The 19,471-nt window shown below is 63.6% G+C and carries 18 protein-coding genes and 2 tRNA genes; 14 read left to right on the top strand and 6 right to left on the bottom strand.

Annotated elements, in window-relative coordinates; all coding sequences use genetic code 11:
- Positions 1–6: 6 nt before the first annotated feature.
- Together lptB and rpmG are read left to right on the top strand one after the other, a co-directional pair.
- Positions 7–804: an LPS export ABC transporter ATP-binding protein gene (lptB, locus tag ACQREB_RS04275; protein WP_427765727.1), complete on the top strand. Its 798-nt coding sequence runs from the start codon at positions 7–9 to the stop codon at positions 802–804.
- Between the two features lie 84 nt (positions 805–888).
- Positions 889–1,059, top strand: a complete 171-nt coding sequence (gene rpmG / locus ACQREB_RS04270; RefSeq protein ID WP_427765725.1) for a 50S ribosomal protein L33 — start codon at positions 889–891, stop codon at positions 1,057–1,059.
- A gap of 78 nt (positions 1,060–1,137) precedes the next feature.
- On the opposite strand, the gene ACQREB_RS04265 is transcribed toward rpmG, so the two are convergent.
- From ACQREB_RS04265 to ACQREB_RS04250, 4 genes are all read right to left on the bottom strand, one after another.
- Entirely contained in the window at positions 1,138–1,782 is a 645-nt protein-coding gene (locus ACQREB_RS04265) for an RDD family protein (RefSeq protein ID WP_427765723.1), read from the bottom strand.
- A gap of 59 nt (positions 1,783–1,841) precedes the next feature.
- Complete coding sequence (folD, locus tag ACQREB_RS04260) at positions 1,842–2,720, bottom strand: bifunctional methylenetetrahydrofolate dehydrogenase/methenyltetrahydrofolate cyclohydrolase FolD (protein WP_427765721.1); 879 nt, start codon at positions 2,718–2,720, stop codon at positions 1,842–1,844.
- 39 nt (positions 2,721–2,759) lie between these two features.
- Complete coding sequence (locus ACQREB_RS04255) at positions 2,760–4,958, bottom strand: hypothetical protein (RefSeq protein WP_427765718.1); 2,199 nt, start codon at positions 4,956–4,958, stop codon at positions 2,760–2,762.
- Between the two features lie 122 nt (positions 4,959–5,080).
- Positions 5,081–6,109 carry a Fic family protein gene (locus tag ACQREB_RS04250; protein ID WP_427765716.1) on the bottom strand — a complete coding sequence of 343 codons (1,029 nt, stop codon included), beginning with the start codon at positions 6,107–6,109 and terminating at the stop codon, positions 5,081–5,083.
- 115 nt (positions 6,110–6,224) lie between these two features.
- Here ACQREB_RS04250 and ACQREB_RS04245 point away from each other — a divergent pair, with 115 nt between their 5' ends.
- Positions 6,225–6,893, top strand: coding sequence for a prepilin-type N-terminal cleavage/methylation domain-containing protein (locus ACQREB_RS04245; RefSeq protein WP_427765714.1), 669 nt, complete (start codon positions 6,225–6,227; stop codon positions 6,891–6,893).
- A 99-nt stretch (positions 6,894–6,992) separates the two neighbouring features.
- Here the strand turns inward: ACQREB_RS04245 and ACQREB_RS04240 are convergent, their stop codons facing one another.
- Entirely contained in the window at positions 6,993–8,177 is a 1,185-nt protein-coding gene (locus tag ACQREB_RS04240) for a porin (protein WP_427765712.1), read from the bottom strand.
- Positions 8,178–8,414: 237 nt separating this feature from the next.
- Between ACQREB_RS04240 and ACQREB_RS04235 the strand changes: the two genes are divergently transcribed.
- The gene (locus ACQREB_RS04235) at positions 8,415–9,305 is read left to right on the top strand and encodes an ABC transporter permease (protein WP_427765709.1); all 891 of its coding nucleotides are present in this window, start codon (positions 8,415–8,417) and stop codon (positions 9,303–9,305) included.
- Positions 9,306–9,441: 136 nt separating this feature from the next.
- Entirely contained in the window at positions 9,442–10,770 is a 1,329-nt protein-coding gene (eno, locus tag ACQREB_RS04230; RefSeq protein ID WP_427765707.1) for a phosphopyruvate hydratase, read from the top strand.
- A gap of 176 nt (positions 10,771–10,946) precedes the next feature.
- Here the strand turns inward: eno and gpmI are convergent, their stop codons facing one another.
- On the bottom strand, positions 10,947–12,518 hold the full coding sequence (gene gpmI / locus ACQREB_RS04225) for a 2,3-bisphosphoglycerate-independent phosphoglycerate mutase (protein ID WP_427765704.1): 1,572 nt from the start codon (positions 12,516–12,518) through the stop codon (positions 10,947–10,949).
- A gap of 268 nt (positions 12,519–12,786) precedes the next feature.
- Here gpmI and ACQREB_RS04220 point away from each other — a divergent pair, with 268 nt between their 5' ends.
- The 9 genes from ACQREB_RS04220 to ACQREB_RS04180 all read left to right on the top strand — a co-directional run bounded on the left by ACQREB_RS04220 (position 12,787) and on the right by ACQREB_RS04180 (position 19,367).
- Positions 12,787–13,989, top strand: coding sequence for an acyltransferase family protein (locus ACQREB_RS04220; RefSeq protein WP_427765702.1), 1,203 nt, complete (start codon positions 12,787–12,789; stop codon positions 13,987–13,989).
- A gap of 147 nt (positions 13,990–14,136) precedes the next feature.
- Complete coding sequence (locus ACQREB_RS04215; protein WP_427765701.1) at positions 14,137–15,669, top strand: hypothetical protein; 1,533 nt, start codon at positions 14,137–14,139, stop codon at positions 15,667–15,669.
- A gap of 641 nt (positions 15,670–16,310) precedes the next feature.
- Positions 16,311–16,409: an AURKAIP1/COX24 domain-containing protein gene (locus ACQREB_RS04210; protein WP_427765698.1), complete on the top strand. Its 99-nt coding sequence runs from the start codon at positions 16,311–16,313 to the stop codon at positions 16,407–16,409.
- A gap of 131 nt (positions 16,410–16,540) precedes the next feature.
- Complete coding sequence (locus ACQREB_RS04205) at positions 16,541–17,176, top strand: thiamine phosphate synthase (RefSeq protein ID WP_427765696.1); 636 nt, start codon at positions 16,541–16,543, stop codon at positions 17,174–17,176.
- The gene (locus tag ACQREB_RS04200) at positions 17,170–18,216 is read left to right on the top strand and encodes a glycosyltransferase family 9 protein (RefSeq protein ID WP_427765693.1); all 1,047 of its coding nucleotides are present in this window, start codon (positions 17,170–17,172) and stop codon (positions 18,214–18,216) included. Before ACQREB_RS04205 ends, ACQREB_RS04200 begins: the two co-directional genes overlap by 7 nt.
- 97 nt (positions 18,217–18,313) lie before the next feature.
- Entirely contained in the window at positions 18,314–18,532 is a 219-nt protein-coding gene (locus ACQREB_RS04195; RefSeq protein WP_427765690.1) for a hypothetical protein, read from the top strand.
- A complete protein-coding gene (locus tag ACQREB_RS04190) occupies positions 18,529–19,107 on the top strand; it encodes a DJ-1/PfpI family protein (RefSeq protein ID WP_427765687.1) in 579 nt (192 codons plus the stop codon). Before ACQREB_RS04195 ends, ACQREB_RS04190 begins: the two co-directional genes overlap by 4 nt.
- Positions 19,108–19,168: 61 nt before the next feature.
- A tRNA-Leu gene (locus ACQREB_RS04185) sits at positions 19,169–19,253 on the top strand.
- A 21-nt stretch (positions 19,254–19,274) separates the two neighbouring features.
- Positions 19,275–19,367, top strand: a tRNA-Ser gene (locus ACQREB_RS04180).
- Positions 19,368–19,471: the final 104 nt, after the last annotated feature.

The raw sequence follows: 19,471 nt of genomic DNA, 5'->3' as shown, positions 1-19,471 counted from the left end.
TTCGCCATGACAAGCCCGACCGAATCCGTTCCCGCCACCGCCCCTTCTCCCGCCGCCGCGCAGACGGCTTCGGGAACGCCGCCCGGCGTCGTCGAGACGCGCAGCCTCGCGAAAGTTTACGGCAAGCGCGAAGTCGTGCACGACGTGAGCCTGAGCCTGAAGTCCGGCGAAGTGGTCGGGCTGCTCGGTCCGAACGGTGCCGGCAAGACGACGACGTTCTACATGGTCGTGGGGCTCGTTCCCGCGACGCGCGGCAAGGTGCTGCTCGACGGCTGCGACATCACGGCGATGCCGATGTGGCAGCGCGCGCGCTGCGGGCTCGGCTATCTGCCGCAGGATGCGTCGATCTTCCGCAAGCTTTCCGTGTGGGACAACGTGATGGGCGTCGTCGAGACGATGCGCATTCCCGCGCGGGAACGCAAAGCCTACTGCGAGGCGCAGCTCGAGGATCTCGGCCTGATGCGCCTCGCGAAACAGCCCGCCTACACGCTTTCGGGCGGGGAGCGGCGGCGCCTCGAAATCGCGCGCGCGCTCGCGACGAAGCCGCGCTTCATGCTGCTCGACGAGCCGTTCAGCGGCGTCGATCCCATCTCCGTCGCGGAGGTGCAGAAAATCGTCATCGAGCTCAAGAACAAGGGCATCGGCGTGCTCATTACCGACCACAACGTGCGCGAGACGCTTTCGATCGTGGACCGCGCGTATCTGATTCATCAGGGCAAGGTCTTCATCGAGGGCTCGTCCGACGTCATCGTCAACGACGAGGAGGCGCGGAAATTCTATCTCGGCGAAGACTTCAGAATGTGAGGCGGCGAAATTTCTGCTTGCGCGTTCCCGCGCGAAAATCCATTATTCCGCTTCACATTCAAAAACTTTTAGGAACATAACATCATGCCACGAGAAACCGTTATTATCGAATGCACTGAAGCCCGCAAAGAGGGCAAGAATCCTTCGCGCTACATGACGACGCGCAACAAGAAGACGATGCAGACGAAGGTCGAGAAGATGAAATACAATCCGAGCCTTCGCCGCCGCACGCTTCACAAGGAAATCAAGGGCTGAGCCCGCGTTTCCGAGAAGCGAAAAAACTCCGTCCCTTTTCCGGACGGAGTTTTTTTTGCGCCCCCTGCGGGAACGCGCTCAGGCGTCGCGGCCGTTCCCGCGGTTTCGCGCGTCGACGACTTCCGTGCGGGCGAGGCGGTCGTGCCAGGCGCGGCGGCGGAAAGCGAAGAACGGCACGTGCGCGTCGACGAGGACGAGAAGCGTCACCAGCAGCCCCGCGGGCGCGACGGCGCAGGCGCGCCAGATCGAGCGCGAAAGGCTTTGGAGCACGTTCGGCGGCTCGCCCGTGACCGTCGAGACGACGCGCAGGCGGAAGATCTTTTTGCCGATCGAGGCGCCGCGCGTCAGCGTTTCCGAAAGCGTGAAATACGCGAGCGCCGTCAGCGTGAGCGTGAGCGAGAGGAAAAGCTGCGCGTCGGCGACTTCCGGGCGGGAGGCTCTTTCGACGACGCGTTCCGAAAACGCCGCGGCGGCTTCCGTGTTCCCGCCGGCGAGCGAGAGCGTCGTTTCGCGGTAGTCGTGCGCGATTTCTTCGAGCGTTTCGACGAAGACCGGAAACGTGTCCGCCGCGAAGACGGGAACGAGCAGCCGCGTCGCCAGCACGCCGAAGAGCAGGGCGAGCGCCGCGTCCGCCAGAAACGCGAGCGTGCGCGGGAACAGCGGCGCCGGCGGAGGAAGCTGCGCGTCGGCGGAAGTCTCGTTCGGAAGCGGCGGAGGAAGCATTTTTTAGTGAATGACGGATGACTGATGACCGACTACGGTGAATCGAACGGCGCCGTGCGTCATTCCCCGTTCAGCGCGCGGCGCGCCGCGGCGAGAGTGTTCTTCATCAGCATCGCGACGGTCATCGGGCCGACGCCGCCGGGAACGGGCGTGATGAGCGAGCATTTCGGCGCGACGTTCTCGAAATCGACGTCGCCGACGAGGCGGAATCCGCTTTTCTTCGTCGCGTCGGGAACGCGGTTGATGCCCACGTCGATGACGACCGCGCCGGGCTTCACCATGTCCGCCGTGACGAATTTCGGCCTGCCGATCGCCGCGACGAGAATGTCCGCCTGCCGCGCGACCGCGGGCAGGTCCGCCGTGCGCGAGTGGCAGACGGTGACGGTCGCGTTCGACTTCTTGGAAAGCAGCAGCAGCGAGGCGGGTTTGCCGACGATGAGCGAGCGCCCGACGACGACGGCGTGCCTGCCGGCGGTCTTCACGCCGGAGCGTTCGAGCAGCTCGATAATGCCCGCGGGCGTGCACGCCGCGAACGCGTTCGGGAGCTCCTGCACGAGGCGGCCGACGTTCGTCGTCGAAAATCCGTCCACGTCCTTTTCCGGCGAAACGCGGTTGAAGATCGCGGTCGCGTCGACGTGCGGCGGGAGCGGCGCCTGCACGAGCACGCCGTGCACGGTCGAGTCGGCGTTCAGCGCGTCGATTTCCGCCTCGAGCTCCGCCTGGGAAACGGTCTCGGGAAAGAGCTTCACGGTGCTCTTCATGCCGAGTTCGCGGGCGGTCTTCTCCTTTTTGTTCACGTAGGAGACGCTCGCGGGATCGTTCCCGACGCGCATCACGACGATGTGCGGCACGACGCCGCGCGCGGAGAGTTCCGCGACTTCCGCCTTCAACTCGGCGAGCACCTGCTTCGCGATCAGATTTCCGTCTATGAGTTCCATGATGATTCCGGTTGAATGAAAGTGAATTTTTCGGTCCGATCAGCGGCGGGCGGCCTGAAGGATGCGGATTCCGAGCGGGTTCATGCGGAACGTCATCTTGGCGGAGGCGGGAACGGAGTAGGCCGGAGCCGTCGAGCCCGCCGCGCCGTAAACGTAGACGTCCGCGATCGAATAGCGCGCGTCGGCGGGTTCGGTCGGCGGCAGCTCGAACGCGTCCTCGAGCGAAAAGGAGATCTGCGCTGGCTTGTCGGAGGCGTTGCGCAGATAGACGACGCCGTTCCCGCGGTGCCAGCCGGCGAAGGCGTAGGGCGCGGGCGGGTAACACGGCTTGCCGGCGACCCAATGCATGTCGGCGAGCACGGCGGCGTTTTCCCGCGCCCAGACGGACGCGCGCGCGATCGCGTTCCAGACGGCGCCGCCGGGAATCCACGTCGCCTGCGCGACGGCTTCGCGCGCCCGCGCGTTTTTCTTCGCGTCGTTGCGCGGGCTTTGGACGTGTTCGAGCGCCCATTCGCGCGATTTCGCGGGATCGTCGTCGAGCATGCGGAAGTCCAGGTAGAGTTCCCGCAGATTGGGGCCGAGCGCGAAGTAGGAAAAAATCTCGCGCCTCAGGTCGTTGCCGGCTTCGGCGCAGGTGGCGCCCTGGTAGTGTGTGCCGAGCACGATGCCGTGGTGCATGACGGAGCCGATCGGGTAGAGCGGGGCGCGGGAGCAGACGTTTTCGATCAGCTCGAAGTCGCGGAAGGAAATCCAGCGGTCGCGCGCGTCGCCGATGCCGGAGTTCTGAAACGCGATGTCCGCGCCGCCGCGCCAGGTCGAATCCACGTGATTCAGCCAGAACGGCGACGGCCAGGAGCCGACCGTCGCGTTGATGAAGAGCTCGGGACGGATTTCGCGAAGCCTGTCGGCGACGTCGATCAGGCGCAGAAAGTGCTGCGGCGCGTCCTCGCCGATGCGGTCCCACTTGAAGTAGGTCACGCCGTCGTCGAGCACGAGCGAACGGCATTTTTCGAAGAACCATTTTTCGTAGAGCGGGTCGGCGAGGTCGAACGCGTAGGCGTCTTCGGCGATGCCGCCGAGCTTCTTGCAGGACTTCAGCCGCTCGGGAACGCCGAAGCAGCCGCCCGTCGGCGAAATCCAGATGCCGAATCCCGCGCCGAATTCCGCCGCCTTTTTCGCGAGCCCGCTCAGGCCTTCGGGAAATTTGTCCGCCGCGGGCGCCCAGAGCTCGCGCTCGGGGTCGTCCCAACCGTCGTCGAGCACGAAGGCGCCGATCGCGATTTCGCGCCGTTTCACGAGCGCGTCGCCGTAGGCGTCGATGGTCTCGCCGATTTTTTCCGCGCTGGGCGAGAGCTCCAGGTCGTACCAGCCGTCGTAGACCAGAAACGGGCGCGAGGGCGCGGCGCGTTCCCGTTCGAGGTAAAAATTGAACGCGCGCCTGCGCTGCTCCTTCGGGAAAAATCCGAGCATGGACGAGAGCGTCGTCGGCGTTTCCGCCGCGGCCGCGTCGAAATCGCAGGGAACGACGATCGCGACCGTTCCCGCGTCCGTCTTCTCGAAGCGGAAATTCGGAAACTCCGCGCCGCAGAGCACGTCGTCCGCAAGCGCGACCGGAGAGCCGACGACCTTGCCGACCGCCGCGACCGCGTCCGCGTCGGGAACGCGGAACTCGCCGAGACGGATGCCCGTGACGCGGACGCGCGTTTCCGCGGCGCCGGCGGACGCGCGCGCGGCTTCGCCCCGGGAAATCGCGAAGCGCTGCGTGAAGTAAGGCGCGTTCCCGCGGAGCGCGATCCGCCAGCGGAGCTCCAGCCCCGTCTCCGCGTTTTCGAAGCGCGCCTCGAGCGCCGCGCCGTCTTCGCCGAGGCTGTCCGCGCGGCGGACGGGGCGGCTCGGCGGCGCGTATTCCACGGCGGAAAAAGGCGTGACGCGCGAAAATTTCACCGTCGTCTTTTTGCCGGCGGCGTCGGTGATTTCGAGCGAACAGACGTCCGCGAGCGCGATTTTCGTCCCCGCGAGATCGAAGACCGCGTTCCCGTCGGCGACGCTCAGCGAGACGACGCCGTTCCCGAGCGCCGCGGCGTCGCCGTCCGCCGAAAACTCCGTTTTTCCGGAGAAGATTTCCGTTCCCGGCCAATCCACGGGAAGCGCTGCGTGCTCTTCCGCCGCGGGAAGCGAAACCGCGGTTCCGCAGAAAATCGACGACGCGAGCGCGAGCACGGGCAAAGAAATTTTCATGGCGCTATTCAATGCTCCCGCGCCCGCCGCGGAAAGCAAAATTTTTCGAAGACGAAAGACCGGCGGAGCGACGAGGCGCGGAGCCGTGAAGGCGCTTTGCGCCCGGCATCGCCGAAAGCGTTTCAGAAAGTTCGCGCGGCGTTCCCGCGGACTTCCCAGAAGCCGGTCTTGTCCGGACCGATTCGGCGGATGAGCTCCTTTTCCCGGAGCTTTTTCAGAACGCGTTCCGCCTGCCGCTGAGTTTTCCCGAGCTCGGCTGCGATTTTTTTCGCGGTGGCGTATTTGTCCGCCGCGAGAATCGCCAGAACGCGGCGTTCGGTTGCACCGACATTTTCTCCGACGTTTGCACCGACATTCGCCGCGTATTCCGCGGTGCTTTCGGAAACGACGGACGGGCGGAATTCCCCGGCGTTCAGCGCGGCGGCGATTTCGCCGAGCATGAAATCGATGAACGGCCCGCTGTCGCCGCCTTCCGTACTGCGGTTGATCGCGTCGTAATAATCGCTCTGCCGCGCGTACACCAGATTTTCGACCGGCAGCTGCTCGAAGACCGGATCCTGCAGACCGAGGATCAGCGACTGCCAGAGCCGCCCCATGCGGCCGTTCCCGTCGCTGAACGGGTGAATGAATTCGAGCTCGTAGTGAAAGACGCAGGTGCGGACGAGCAGGTGATCGACGGACGTCCGGAGCCAGCGGAAAAGGTCTTCGACGAGAAACGGCACGCGGTCCGCCGGAGGCGCGACGTGCACCGCGCGCGTTCCCGCGAACACGCCGACGTTCCCGCGGCGGAACGTGCCCGCGTCGTCCGTCAGCGCCTCCATCATCACGCCGTGCGCCTTGAGCAGATCGTCCGCGGAAAACGGATCGAGCGTCGGGAAAAGTTCGTAGGCGCGGATCGCGTTTCTGACTTCGAGGATCTGCCGCGGCGGCGCGACGACGCGCCTGCCTTCGAAAACGGCGCTGACCTGGCTTTCCGTGAGCGTGTTGCCCTCGATCGCGAGCGAGGCGCAGATCGTGCGGATGCGGTTCGCCTTGCGCAAACGCAGAGACTCCGTCCGGTCGGCGCGCTCGGCGCGGCGCCCGAGCCGACCGGCGATTTCGGCGATCAGATTGACCGCTTTCGCGGAAACGGTGAACGGAGGTCTGGACACGAAAGCATTCTCTCCGATCCCGCGCGGGAACGCAAATCCCTATTTCCCGGTGGCGTTCCCGCGCGCGCCGAGTTTCTGCTTTTCGCGCGCGGAAAAAGGGATTAGTCTCGCGGGCATGAAAACTTCATTCTCCGCCCCAAGAAAACGTTCCGCCTTCACGCTCGTGGAAGTGCTCGTCGTCGTCGCCGTCATCGCCGTGCTCGCCTCCGTCACGGTCGGGCTGCTCGGTCCCGTGCAGACCGCGATTCTGACGGCGAACGCGAAGACGCAGCGCGACAAGCTCACGCTCGCGCTGAGCCAGTTCAAGGACACTTACGGCGAATTTCCGATGGCGGAAGGCGAGGGCTCCGAAACCGAATGGCGGCAGCTGCTCGTCGATTCCCTCCGCGGCGACAAGATCCTCGTCCGCCGCAAAGGGCAGATGCAGGTGATCGACTACACGGACGGGCGTTCCGGCGCGGAGAAGCGGCCGTTCCTGAGCCTGGCGGACTTCACGCTCGACGACAACAGCGTCGAGAACGCGACGCAGATTCTCGATCCGTGGGACAATCCGTGGTGCTACCGCTACAACTACATTTCCGGCGGCAAGCCCGGCAAGGACTGGAACGGCACGACGTTCCTGCTGATTTCCGCCGGTCCGGAATACAACGAGCCCGTCGAGGACGAAGACTACTTCGCCGGCGACATGGAGAAGACGGGCATGCCGGAGCTCAATCCCGACGGCTCGGACTACTATTTCTCCGACGCGCGCGCGGACAACATCGTCAACTTCGGCGAGCAGTAAGCCGCCGCTTCTCCGCCGCCGCCGCGGACGAAAAAGCGTTCCCGCAGGGATTTCCCGCGGGAACGCTTTTTTCTTTTCGTCTTTCCGAGTCGGGCGTTCTCAGAAGGAGGCCTGGAGCTGGAGACGGAACGCGTTCACGTCTTCGCTGCGGGCGCCGCCGTCGAATTTCGTGTATTCGTAGCCGGCGGAAATCTTGATGTACTTGTTCGCGTAGAAGTTCGCGCCGACGTACACGCCGCAGGCGGAATCGTAGTCCTTCGAACCGTCGGTCGGGACGAACTTCAGCTTGCTCGGGTCGATGTTCTTGTTGTCGCCCGCGTCGAGGTAGGAGACGCGCACGACCGGCTCGATCCCGCTTTCGAAGCGATAGGCGAGCGTGCCGTTCACGCCGAACACGGAGTCCTTCATGACGTCGTCGTCGCCGTCCGCGTAAAGCCCGTCGACGATCGCCTGGAAGCCGCCCGAGGAAATCTTCGCGAAGGGCTCAAGCCCGTAGACCGCGCCCGCGAGTCCGGCGACCGCGGCGTCCTCGTCGTCGTTGCCGGGATTGTAGACGCCGTTCACGCCGACTTCGATCTTCAGCGAATCGTTCTTGAACTCGTAGCCGAGGTTGCCGTAGAAGGCGACGCCGTCGTTCTGGTCCTTGTTCATGTCCTCCTTGTACTGGTTGGTGATCGCGACGCCGTATTTGAGGCCGGAGACCTTGCCGTCCCACCACACGCCGCCGTGGCGCCCGGCGAGCGAGCCGCCCGCGAGGTTCGTGAAGTACGCCGTGGCGATCGACTGCTCGATGCAGAGCTGCGTCTTGGAGGACTGGTATTCTTCCATGACGAAGGCGGGTTTCTGATAGCCGGCGGTCAGCTTGCCGAAGTCCGTCTTGTAGGAGATGATCGCCTTGTCGACGAAGATCGTGCTGTTTTCCGCGCCGAGCTTGCCGCCCTTGTCGCCGCTGTCGATTTCGAAGCCGACCTCCGCGGACCAGTCGTCGGTGAGCTCGCCCTTGACGGAAATCGCCGCGCGGCGGATGTCGAAGCCCGAGTTCGCGTTGTGATTGTTGTTCTTGCTGTCGGCGTAGATGTACTGCGCCTGCGCGTAGCCGGAGACTTTGATCTTCGCGTTCTCGGCGGCCTTCTTCAGGTCGGGAAGCCTGATCGTGATTCCCTCGTCGGCGGCCTTCGCGGGAACGCCCTGCGCGGGAGCTTCGGCGGCGGCCTGGACGGTCGCGACGCCCGCGAGGAGCGCCGAAGCCGTGATTAACGTCTGGATGTTCATTTTGTTTTTCATGGGTTATGAATGATTGTGCCGCAGAGCTTACGCGACGCGTGTTCGGGGCGTGTTGCGGGAACGTTAGAACTTCATGAAATTTCGCGGCGGCGCGCCGCCCTAAAACGTCGTTGAAATCCGCATATGTTTTCCGGACCTCCGTCCTCCGGCGCGCCGCGCCTCCGGAAACTTCGTCCGCGAAAAGCCTTTTTTCTCGCTCGCGAAAGACGGGGCGACGCGCGATAATCGCGCGCCAGAGTGAAAACGGAAAAACAGAACGGCGCCGTTTCGGACGCGCGTTTCGCGGGCGCTCCGGTCTCGCCGTGGAAGCGTTCCCGCGAGCGCTTCTTCGCGAACCGCGCGGGCGTGGCGGCGGGCGTCTTCGCCGCGGCGATGACGCTCGCGTGCGCGTGCGCGCCGTGGATCGCGCCGTTCCCGTTCGAGGCGCAGGATCTCGCGCTCGGACCGGCGGGACCGTCCGCGGAGCATTGGCTCGGCACGGACACGCTCGGGCGCGACGTGCTTTCGCGGCTGCTCTACGGCGGGAGCGTCTCGCTGCGCGTCGGGCTGATCGCGACGTTCGTCTCGTGCGTCATCGGCGTCGCCTACGGCATGGCGGCGGGCTACGTCGGCGGTGCGCGCGACTCGCTGATGATGCGCGTCGTGGACGCGCTTTACGCGCTGCCGTTCACGCTGTTCGTGATTCTGCTCACGGTCGTCTTCGGGCAGGAGATGTGGCTGATCTACGTGGCGATCGGCGCGATCTCGTGGCTGACCATGGCGCGCATCGTCCGCAACCAGGTGCGCGAGCTGCGCACGCAGGCCTTCGTCGAGGCCGCCGTCTGCATGGGCCAGACCACGACGAAGATCATGACGCGCCACCTGCTGCCCAACGTCCTCGGCACGGTGATCGTGTACGCGACGCTGACGGTGCCGGGCGTGATGCTGCTCGAGGCCTTCATCAGCTTTCTCGGGCTGGGCGTGAAGCCGCCGATGACGTCGTGGGGGCTCATGATCAAGGAAGGCGCGGACTCGATGGCGGACTATCCGTGGCTGCTGATTTTCCCCGGACTCTTCTTCGCGGGAACGCTCTTCGCGCTGAATCTTTTCGGCGACGCCCTGCGCGACGCGTTCGACCCGAAAAAATGAGCCGCCGCTCCCGCGCCGCGAAATTCCGCGCTTCCGGGCGCGTTCCCGCTTGATTTCCGCGGAAGCGAAATTTATTCTCGCGGAACATTCAAACTCCTTTTCACGCGCAAAACCTTTTTTTCAACCACAAAAAATTATGTCCACCATCATTGACATCAAAGGTCGCGAAATCATCGATTCTCGCGGTAACCCGACGGTCGAAGTCGACGTCGAACTCTCCTGCGGCGCCATCGGTCGCGCGGCGGTTCCTTCGGGAGCTTCCACGGGCGTGAACGAAGCCCTCGAACTCCGCGACGGCGGCGTTCCCGCGAAGCAGTTCGCGAAGGGCGTCGATCCCAAGAAGCGTTTCGGCGGCAAGGGCGTGCTCAAGGCCGTCGCGAACGTGAATGAAATCATCGCTCCGGAACTCGTCGGTTTCGACGCGCTCGATCAGCCGGCGGTCGACGCCGCGATGCTCGCGCTCGACGGCACGAAGACGAAGTCCAAGCTCGGCGCGAACGCCGTTCTCGGCGTCTCCCTCGCGGTCGCGAAGGCGGCGGCGGAAGCGTGCGGCCAGCCGCTCTACAAGTACCTCGGCGGCCCGAACGCGAAGGTGCTCCCGGTCCCGATGATGAACATCATCAACGGCGGCGCGCACTCCGACGCTCCGATCGACTTCCAGGAATTCATGATCATGCCGGTCGGCGCCAAGAGCATCCGCCAGGCGGTCCAGATGGGCGCTGAAACGTTCCACGCGCTCAAGAGCGTCCTCAAGAAACGCGGACTCGACACGGCGGTCGGCGACGAAGGCGGCTTCGCCCCGCGCCTGAACTCCGTCGAAGACGCGCTCGACACGATCGCCGCTGCGGTCAAGAACGCGGGCTACAAGTTCGGCAAGGACATCTGCATCGCGCTCGACGTCGCCTCCTCCGAGTTCTACGACACGAAGACCAAGCAGTACATCTTCAAGAAGTCCGACGGCCGCAAGCTCTCGGGCGACCAGATGGTCGACTTCCTCGCCGACCTCTGCTCCAGCTACCCGATCATCTCGATCGAAGACGGCTGCGCGGAAGGCGACTGGGAAACGTGGAAGAAGCTCACGGACAAGCTCGGCTCCAAGACGCAGCTCGTCGGCGACGACCTCTTCGTCACGAACACGACGTTCCTCAAGAAGGGCATCCAGCTCGGCGTCGCGAACTCGATCCTCGTCAAGGTCAACCAGATCGGCTCCCTCACGGAAACGCTCGACGCCGTCGAAATGGCGCAGTTCAACCGCTACACGGCGGTCATCTCGCACCGCTCCGGCGAAACGGAAGACTCCACGATCGCGGACATCGCGGTCGCGACGAACGCGGGTCAGATCAAGACCGGTTCGATGAGCCGCTCCGACCGCATCGCCAAGTACAATCAGCTCATCCGCATCGAAGAACAGCTCGGCGACACGGCCGTCTTCGGCGGAAAGATGATCGGCGACATCAACAAGTAAGAGCCCGAAGCTCAAAGAAGAGCGTTCCCGCGGAGCTGCCCCGGGAACGCTTTTTTTCCCCCGCGCTCCCGGAGACGCGGCGGAGCGACGGCCTTCCCGCCGCGCTTCTTGAACAAAAAAAGCGTTCCCGCGAAAAAACCGCGGGAACGCCCTCTCTAAACCTTAATCTTTAATCCTTACCCCTTCACGATGAGCGACTTGCCGGTCATCTCCGGAGGCGTGGGCAGGCCCATCATGTCGAGCAGCGTCGGGGCGATGTCGCCGAGCGCGCCGCCGTTTTGGCGCAGCTTCACGTCCTTCACGCCCTTGCCGTAGAGCACGACTTCGACGGGGTTGAGCGTGTGCTGCGTGTGCGGGCCGTGCGTGGCCTCGTCGTACATTTCATCGACGTTCCCGTGGTCGGCGGTGACGAGCATGTCCACGCCGCACTCGTCGGCGACGGCGCAGATGCGCTCGAGGCACTTGTCCACGGTTTCGACCGCCTTGATGATCGCAGGCTGCTTGCCCGTGTGGCCGACCATGTCGGGGTTCGCGAAGTTGGTGACGATGAGCGCGTACTTGCCGCTGCGCAGCGCGTCGATTGTCGATTGGCACACGCCCTCGGCGGACATTTCCGGCTTCTGGTCGTAGGTGGAGACTTCCTTGGGCGAGGGAATGAGCCCGCGCTCTTCGCCCGGGAACGGCTCGTCGCGGTAGTCGTTGAAGAAGAACGTGACGTGCGGGAACTTTTCCGTTTCCGCCGTGCGGAACTGCTTCAGCCCCTGCTTCGCGATCCAGTCGCCGAGGATGTTGACCATCGGCGCGGGCTTCGGGAACACGACGTTCGGGCAGAGGCCCTTCTGGTATTCCGTCATCGTGGCGTAGTAGATGTCGAGCTTCTTCGCGCGCGCGAAGCCGTCGAACGAATCGTCGATGAACGCGTGCGTGAGCTCGCGCGGGCGGTCGCCGCGGAAATTGAAGAAGATGACGCTGTCGCCGTCGGCGATTTTCCCCACGGGAGCGCCGTCCTTGACGATGCGGGTCGGGAGCACGAACTCGTCGCCCTGTTCGGAATCCGAGGACGGATTCTTGTAATACCATTCGACGGCGGCGGTCGCGGACTCGGCGGTCAGCGCGTCTTCGCCGATGAGGCATCGGTACGCCTTTTCGACGCGGTTCCAGCGGTTGTCGCGGTCCATCGCCCAGAAGCGCCCGGCGACGGTGGCGATTTTGCCGAGCCCGATTTCGGCGCACTTGTCCTCGATTTCCTTGATGAATCCGACGCCCGAGGTCGGCGGAGAGTCGCGGCCGTCCATGAACGCGTGGATGCAGACGTTCTTCACGCCCGCCGCCTTCGCGCCGCGGATGAGCCCGTAGAGGTGCGGGAGCGTCGAGTGCACGCCGGCGGCGCTCGCGAGCCCCATCAGGTGAAGCGCGCCGCCGGTCTTGACGACGTTCCCGAACGCGGCCTGAAGCACGGCGTTGTTCTTCATGCCTTCGTCGGTGAGACCGAGGTCGATGCGCATGATTTCCTGCGGAACGATGCGCCCGGCGCCGATGTTCTGGTGCCCGACTTCGGAATTGCCCATGATGCCTTCGGGCAGCCCGACCGCGGGACCGTGCGCGGCGACTTCCGTGCGCGGCCATTCGGCGGAAAGTTTGTTCGAGAACGGGATGTCCGCGATTTTCAGCGCGTTGTATTTGTCCTGTTCCTTGTGGTGGTTGGCTCCCCAACCGTCTCGGATGACGAGTAGAACTGTTTTGCTCATAAGTACCGACGATTTTGCCCCTTTCGCGGGAACGGCGCAATTTCAAACGCAAAGCACGCGAAGAAAACCGCGCCGCCGAATTTTTTGAACCGGGAAGGAACAGAAGCGGAAAAAGAGTTTTTTCATTCGGCGTCGCGGGAACGAAAAGGAGGGCGAGCGTCCCGCTTGCCCTCGGAATCTGCCCGCGCAAACTTCCCTTTAAGCTTTAAGCTCTTCTTTATCAAACTTTCGTTTGTAAGGCGGACGCGGCGCGGGTTAAGGTGAACGCATGAAAAATCCCCTTCCCGAAACTTCCGCGGCGGCGTTCGCGGACACGAAACCGCACTACGCGCTGCTCGACGGGCTGCGCGGCGTCGCGGCGCTCACCGTCGTCTGGTTTCACATTTTCGAAGCGTTCGCGACGAGCCATTTCGACCAGCGCGTCAATCACGGCTACCTCGCGGTGGACTTTTTCTTCATCCTGTCGGGCTTCGTCGTCGGCTATGCGTATGACGAGCGCCTGCGCGCGGGAACGCTGAGCGTCGGCGGGTTCTTCAGGCGCCGCCTGATCCGGCTGCAGCCGCTCGTCGTGCTCGGCGCGCTCATCGGCGGGGCGATGTTCTACACGCAGGGCTGCGAGTTCTGGGACGTCTCGAAGATTTCCGTCGCCGCGCTGCTCGTCGCGACGCTGATGAACGCGCTGATGATCCCCGCGGGCACGGGAACGGAAATCCGCGGCGTGACTGAAATGTATCCGCTGAACGGCCCGACGTGGTCGCTGCTCTTCGAATACGTCGGCAACGTGCTCTACGCGCTCGTCGTGCGGCGGCTGCCGACGCTCGCGCTTGCGGCGCTGACCGTCGCGGCGGGAATCGGGCTCGCGGCGTTCGCGCTGACGGCGCCGTGGTTCGGGCTCGCGGAAACGGCGCCGGGCGACGTCTGCGTCGGCTTCGCGATGACGCCGAACAATCTCGCGGGCGGCTTCCTGCGGCTCGCGTTCTCGTTTTCGGCGGGGCTGCTGATTGCGCGGATTTTCCGTCCGTTGCGCGTGCGCGGCGGAGTCGCGTTCTGGGTCGGCGCGGTGGCGTTCGTCGCGCTCGCGGCGTTCCCGCGCGTCGGCGGGGAGGCGGCGCCGTGGCAGAACGGGCTCTACGACGTGCTGTGCTGCGTCGTCGCGTTCCCGCTGATCGTGTGGCTCGGCGCCTCGGGCAAGGCGGGCGGCAGGGCGACCGCGCGCGTGTGCACCTTCCTGGGCGACATCTCCTACCCGCTTTACATCGTGCACTACCCGTTCATCTACCTTTATTTCGCGTGGGTGAAGAACGAAAACCTCACCTTCGCGCAGTCGCTTCCCGGCGCGCTCGCGCTGTATTTCGGCTGCATCGCGCTGGCGTGGCTCGCGCTCCGGCTCTACGACGTTCCCGTGCGCCGTTGGCTCTCGCGGCTCTTCCGGGGAGGCGACATTCCTGTCGCTTCGTCGAGAGCCTCTTAAAAGGAAATTCTTTTTCCCGATTTCGCCAAACGACTGGTAAGCGAAGCGTGGAGTCAGATCGTGTCCCCAAAACGCTCGGGCGAAGGCATTCCAGTCTTCGTTCCCGCGGCGGAGACGCGGACGCCCCGCTCCCAAAGCGTGCAGCCTGTGAATAACTCGCCGCGGGCGCTCGGATTCGGCGGCGACGGCGGGCGCGAAATGCCCGCCGACGCGTTTGCGCTTGTCGCGCGTTTTTTTTTGCAGAATCGGGCGAGCTCGAAAACGAGGCGTTTTCGTCGCGAGAACGCGGTGTTCCCGCAAGCGCGCTCTTTTCGGGGAGATTTCGCAAAACCCATGAAGACAAAAATCGCATTGCTTCTTGTCGCGCTCGCGGGCGTCTCCTCCGCCGTTCTCGCGGAAATGACGAACACGCCGTCGGCGCTTTATGCGGCACCGTCGGCTGAAAGAAAAGGCGCGGACAAGCTGCTTGACCCGGCTGGAGATTGCCTGACGGAGCGTAATCCGGACAGAAAGCAATGGTGGGACGAGATTGAAAAAAAAGTGCCTGTCTGGAAAGACATGCTGACGCCTCGCTTTAAAAAATTGGTCGATTCCAAAAGAGATTATATTAATTTTGCCAAGAGCGTGCGCTCAAAAGACGAAAGAAAGAACATTCACAGGAACAGCATGGCGTTTGTGTTTTATCAGACGGATGCGCTCGGCATTTATCTTTCCGGCACCCGGCGTATTTTCGTCGTGCCGCTGACGTTCGGCGCTGCCGAATGGATCGCGCCCCAAAAAACGCCGCTAAAAAAGCCTTACGTTTCCTTGTCTCCCAAGCTGAAGGCGGAGCTTTCCAGGAAAGACGCGGTTTATCTTGAAACGCTTGCGGAAGTGCTGAACGAAAATCTGCATTTTATGTTTTCGCCGATTCCGCAGCTTACGCTCAAAGAGATGTATAGGGGCGCCTATCTCGGCAAGCTCCTCTTGATTCCGACGCGCTTTAAACCCGTTTCTCTGGAAGATGTTTCACAAGATCCGACGTTAAAAGATACTTCTTCCTTTTCGCCAAAAAGGATAAAATATATTCGCAATCGATATAAAGACTATATTCCGCAAAAATATTATGATGAAGCTTATCTGATGAAGCATTTAGCCGGCGGCAATCCGCTGAAATTCGAGATTCAAAAGCGCTTGGGCGCGCCCCTTTGGAATATCGGCGAAACTTTTCCGGATATCGTGACGCCGGTTTTTGGGCTAACGTGTTCAGGAATACCGGCTTTGGGGGGAGTCCATGAATACTTGGGCTTGTTTCCCTTCAGCGTCGTGCCGTTGACTAATGGGGAACAAATGATCAAAGGAAGCTCCCGGAAAGCGGTATTACCGCGTTGGGGAGGGAATCGGCAAGCCATATTGACGCGTTTGTCCGCATACGGAACTTATTTTAAAAGCATGCGCGCTTCTTTTAAAACTCTTCAGGAAGATTGGCGGGCGGAGCTGGAAAAAGAAGGGCTTTCAAAAGACGTGCAGCCGAAAACGCTCCGCCAGAAAGCCTTTAAGGAGCTGGACGCGCAGCTGCGGCCGCTCATAAGGAGAGCCGAACATACGCTGGAGGGCCAAAGCGAATGGTGCAAATCGGGTTGGGGCATGATCGATATTCAGGTTTTTGCGGAGAAGAAAGTTCCCCATTCCCTCCTTTAGCGGCAGGAAAGGCGCAGACGCGCAGCGCCTTTCTGTTTTGCGGTTTTGGGGGCGAAGACATTCCCGGCTTCGTTCCCGCGGCATGCGATTTCCCGTGGACGAACTTCCGCCGCGCGGCGTCCGCGCGTTCCCGCGACGGAGACGTGGACGTCTCCGCTCCCATATGTTCTCGCGCAGATCCGCATGAAATGCGGAACAAGAATAATCCCATGCGGCGGAATGCCGCTTGGGACTGCGGCTCAAAAAGAACACGCGCCTAAAAGGCGCAACTGCCCCGCGGGAACGGCGTATCGCGGGGCGTCGGACGCCTCGGACGGTTGCGCCTTTCAGGCGCGGTCCGTGCTTGCGGCGTCCCCCAAGCGTGCTCCGCGGCGCGCATGGGTTCCGTTTGTTCCGCCCCTTCGGGGCTCGGCGCTCCCATGCGCGTTCCCGCGCGCGTCCCGCAGGGACTATTGTAATTTTTTTATGGATACTTTTAAATTCGCGAAAATTCGTGTCGATTCGTGGTTAAGAACGTTTTCGTCCGCGGTCCTCGGAGGGGCGGGCGGCGCTTTTTCCGGCGTTTCCGAAAAAATGGCTTTACACGCGCCCGGATAAAGGCGATACTTGCGCTTCAATTTTCAAATCAACCATCGAAACAAATGGGCAATCTCAAGAAAAAACGTCGTCTGAAGATGAACAAGCACAAACGCCGGAAACGCTCGAAGGCGAACCGCCACAAGAAGCGTCTCTGGGGCTAGGCCGATTGAATCGGCGCGCCGCTTTTCCCGGAAGCCGCCTCGCGCGCCGCTTCCGGGAAGCGCGTTTCCTCTTTCGAAAAAAAACACGTTTCCCCACGCTTCGTCGTGGGATTTTTGTTTTACGCATGTCCGTGTTCAAAGCAGTTTCCGCATTATTTTTCCCGCCCCGCGAGACGGCGCCGGTCGTCGTGCTTTCGCCCTCGGGAAACCTCAAGAACGAAGAGGACGCGGTCCGCGGGCTCTTTGAACGGGGGCTTTCCGAATACCATCTCCGCCGGCCGCGCTGGAACGCGGACAAGGTCGCCGCGTGGTTGCGCGCGCTTCCCACGGAGTTCCGTTCCCGCGTCGTGCTTCACCAGTGCCCCGAGCTCGTGAAGAAATTCGGGCTGCTCGGCTATCACGTTTCGGCGGACGCCGCGTTTCCGGCGGATCTCCCGCGCGAAAAGATCAGCGTTCAGTGCCGCGAATACGCGGACCTGGAAAAGCTCGGCGGCGCGTGCCGCTGCGTGATGCTCGGGCCGGTGTTCCCGCGCGCGGACCGCGACCTGACCGTTCCCGCGCGCACGCCCGCGGAGTTCGGCGCGATCGCCGCCTACGCGCGCGGGCACGGATTTTCCGCGCCGATCTTCGCGTTCGGGGGCGTCGCCGCGGACAACGTGCGGCTCTGCCGCAGGCTGGGCTTCGACGGCGTCGCCGCCGTGGGCGCCGTCTGGGAAAGCGGCTCCGATCCCGTGAGCGCGTACCGCGCGCTTCGCCGAAAATGGTGACGAACGTCGGAGAACTGCCCTCGCTGGCGCCGCAGGCTCTCGTCGTTTCCCAGCCGGCGGAATTTGCCTCCGTCGTCCTCGCCTCCTCCGTGCTGGCGCCTCTGCGCGCCGCGCTGCCCGGGGCGCGCCTCTACCTGCTGATTCAGGAGAAGTTCGCGCCTCTCTTCGTCGATCATCCTTCGCTCGACGGCATCTTCACGATCTCGCCCGAATCCACGTCGGACGAGCTCGCCGCGCGCTTCAGGAAACAGAAGATCGACGCCGTCGCGCACCTGAGCTTCGACCGCAAGGTCGGCGACGCGGTGAAGGCGGCGGGGATTCCTTTTTCCGTCGCGCGCGCGGGAACGCACGACGGCGGCGTCTCGCTCGAAATCGTCGACGGGAAAAAGGCGCTCGCCGGGCACGAGGCGTTTCTGAATTTCGAGGTGCTCGAGCCCTTCGGCGTCGCCGTTCCCGAGCGCCCGGTGATGGAGCTTTCGGTCTATAAGGACGCCAGGCGCGAGATCTTCGCCGAGATCGCGAAGAAATACGGGCTCGATTCCCGGAGCCGCTACGCGGTCGTCAGCCTGGATCCGAATCGGGCGGGGCACGGCGTCGCCTCTTCCGTCTTCGCGCAGGCGGCGGAATGCATCACGCGCGATTCCGGCATGCCGATCATCGTGCTCGGCCGCGCCGGCGGGAACGAGGCGTTTCTGCGCTTCAGCCGCGATTCGCACGGCGCGCACGTCATCGACCTGCGCGGGAAGACGACGCCGCCGGAAGACGCGTGGCTCGTGAGCGGCGCGCGCCTGTGCTTTTCCGGAGAGAACGCCTACGCCTATCTCGCCGTCGCGACCGAGTGCCCGCTGATCGCGCTCTTCGTCGATTTTTCCGCGGAACGCTGGTTCCCGCTCGGGCACCTTTCCACCAACATCTTCACGGGCGCGCGGCGTTTCCCGCTCGAACCGCCGTGCCTTTACCGCCTCCGAGCCGCGCGCGCCTTCAAGCGCGAAAAGATCGCCTCCGCGCTGCGCTTCTCCCTCGCGCTGAAGGATCTCTGACCCCGCGAAGCGCGCGGACGCGCGGGGCGTTCCCGGCGTTTTCCGGCGAGCTCTTGGTTTGACGCGTTCCCGCCGCGCGCGCAAAATGTCGCGCATCATGAAAGTTCTCACCGTTCTGCTTTGCGCCCTCTGCGGCGTCGCGCTGTCCGGCTGTCTGTATTCGCCGGACGTCACTTACACCTACTGGCGCCGTTCGGAATCGACGGGGCTGTATTCGCCGCTGCGCTCGGAAGTGCCGCTCACGCCCGACGAGATGCGCGCGCTCGGCCTCGTCGAAACGCTTCCCGAAAACGCGAAGACCGTCGAAGCGCGATGAAGCCCGTGAAGACGCTCACGATTCTGACGGACGGCTTCGAGGAGACGGAGACCGTCGTTCCCGCGGACATGCTGCACCGCGCCGGCGTCGCCAACACGTTCGCCGCGGTCGCCGCCGGCGGGCGGACGCTGCTCAAGGGCCGTTCCGAAATCTCCCTGCAGGCGGACGAGACGCTCGACGCGCTGCGCGCGCGCCTCGGCGGGAACGCGGAGCTCGCCGCGCATTTCGACGCGCTCTTCATTCCCGGCGGCCCGGGAACGTGGACGCTGCTCGAGGACGGGAACGCCGCCGAGCTCGCCGCCGCCTTCGCCGCGAAGGGCAGGCTCGTCGCCGCGATCTGCGCCGCGCCGCTCGTGCTCAAGGCCGCCGGGCTGCTCGACGGCAGACGCGTTTCCGCGCATTCCTGCACCTGGGACGAAATTCCCGCCGCGCGCGCCTGCGCTCCCGTCGCGCTGGACGGCGGCGTCCTCACCTCCCGCGGCGCGGGAACGGCGCTCGCCTTCGGGCTGGCGTTCGTCGAGGCGCTGCGCGGCAAGGCGGTCGCGGAAAAAATCGCCGCGGACGTGATGCTCTGAAATTTTCGTGCTTGCCAAGGCGCGGTTCGGGGAGTTTAATGCAATCTCCTTTTTTGATTCTGCCCGGATGGCGAAATTGGCAGACGCGTCAGACTCAAAATCTGATACCGCGAGGTGTGTGGGTTCGACCCCCACTCCGGGTACCATGAGACAATCTTAAAAGCGACGGAGAGGTGGCCGAGTGGCTGAAGGCAACGGTTTGCTAAATCGTCGTAGGGTGTCAAGCCCTACCGTGGGTTCGAATCCCATCCTCTCCGCCATTTTTAAGGTGTTCCCGCAGCGTCCGGGGTTTTCCCGCTCGGCGCTTTTTTCGCGCGTCCGCGCGTTCCCGCGCGAAAAATTCGCTTCCCGCGGGGCGGAAAAC

The sequence above is a fragment of the Candidatus Spyradosoma sp. SGI.093 genome, assembly GCF_050314555.1.
Taxonomy (GTDB): domain Bacteria; phylum Verrucomicrobiota; class Verrucomicrobiia; order Opitutales; family UBA953; genus Spyradosoma.
The sequence above is the reverse complement of the archived record's forward strand: the minus strand, read 5'-3'. Positions and strand labels throughout refer to the sequence as shown.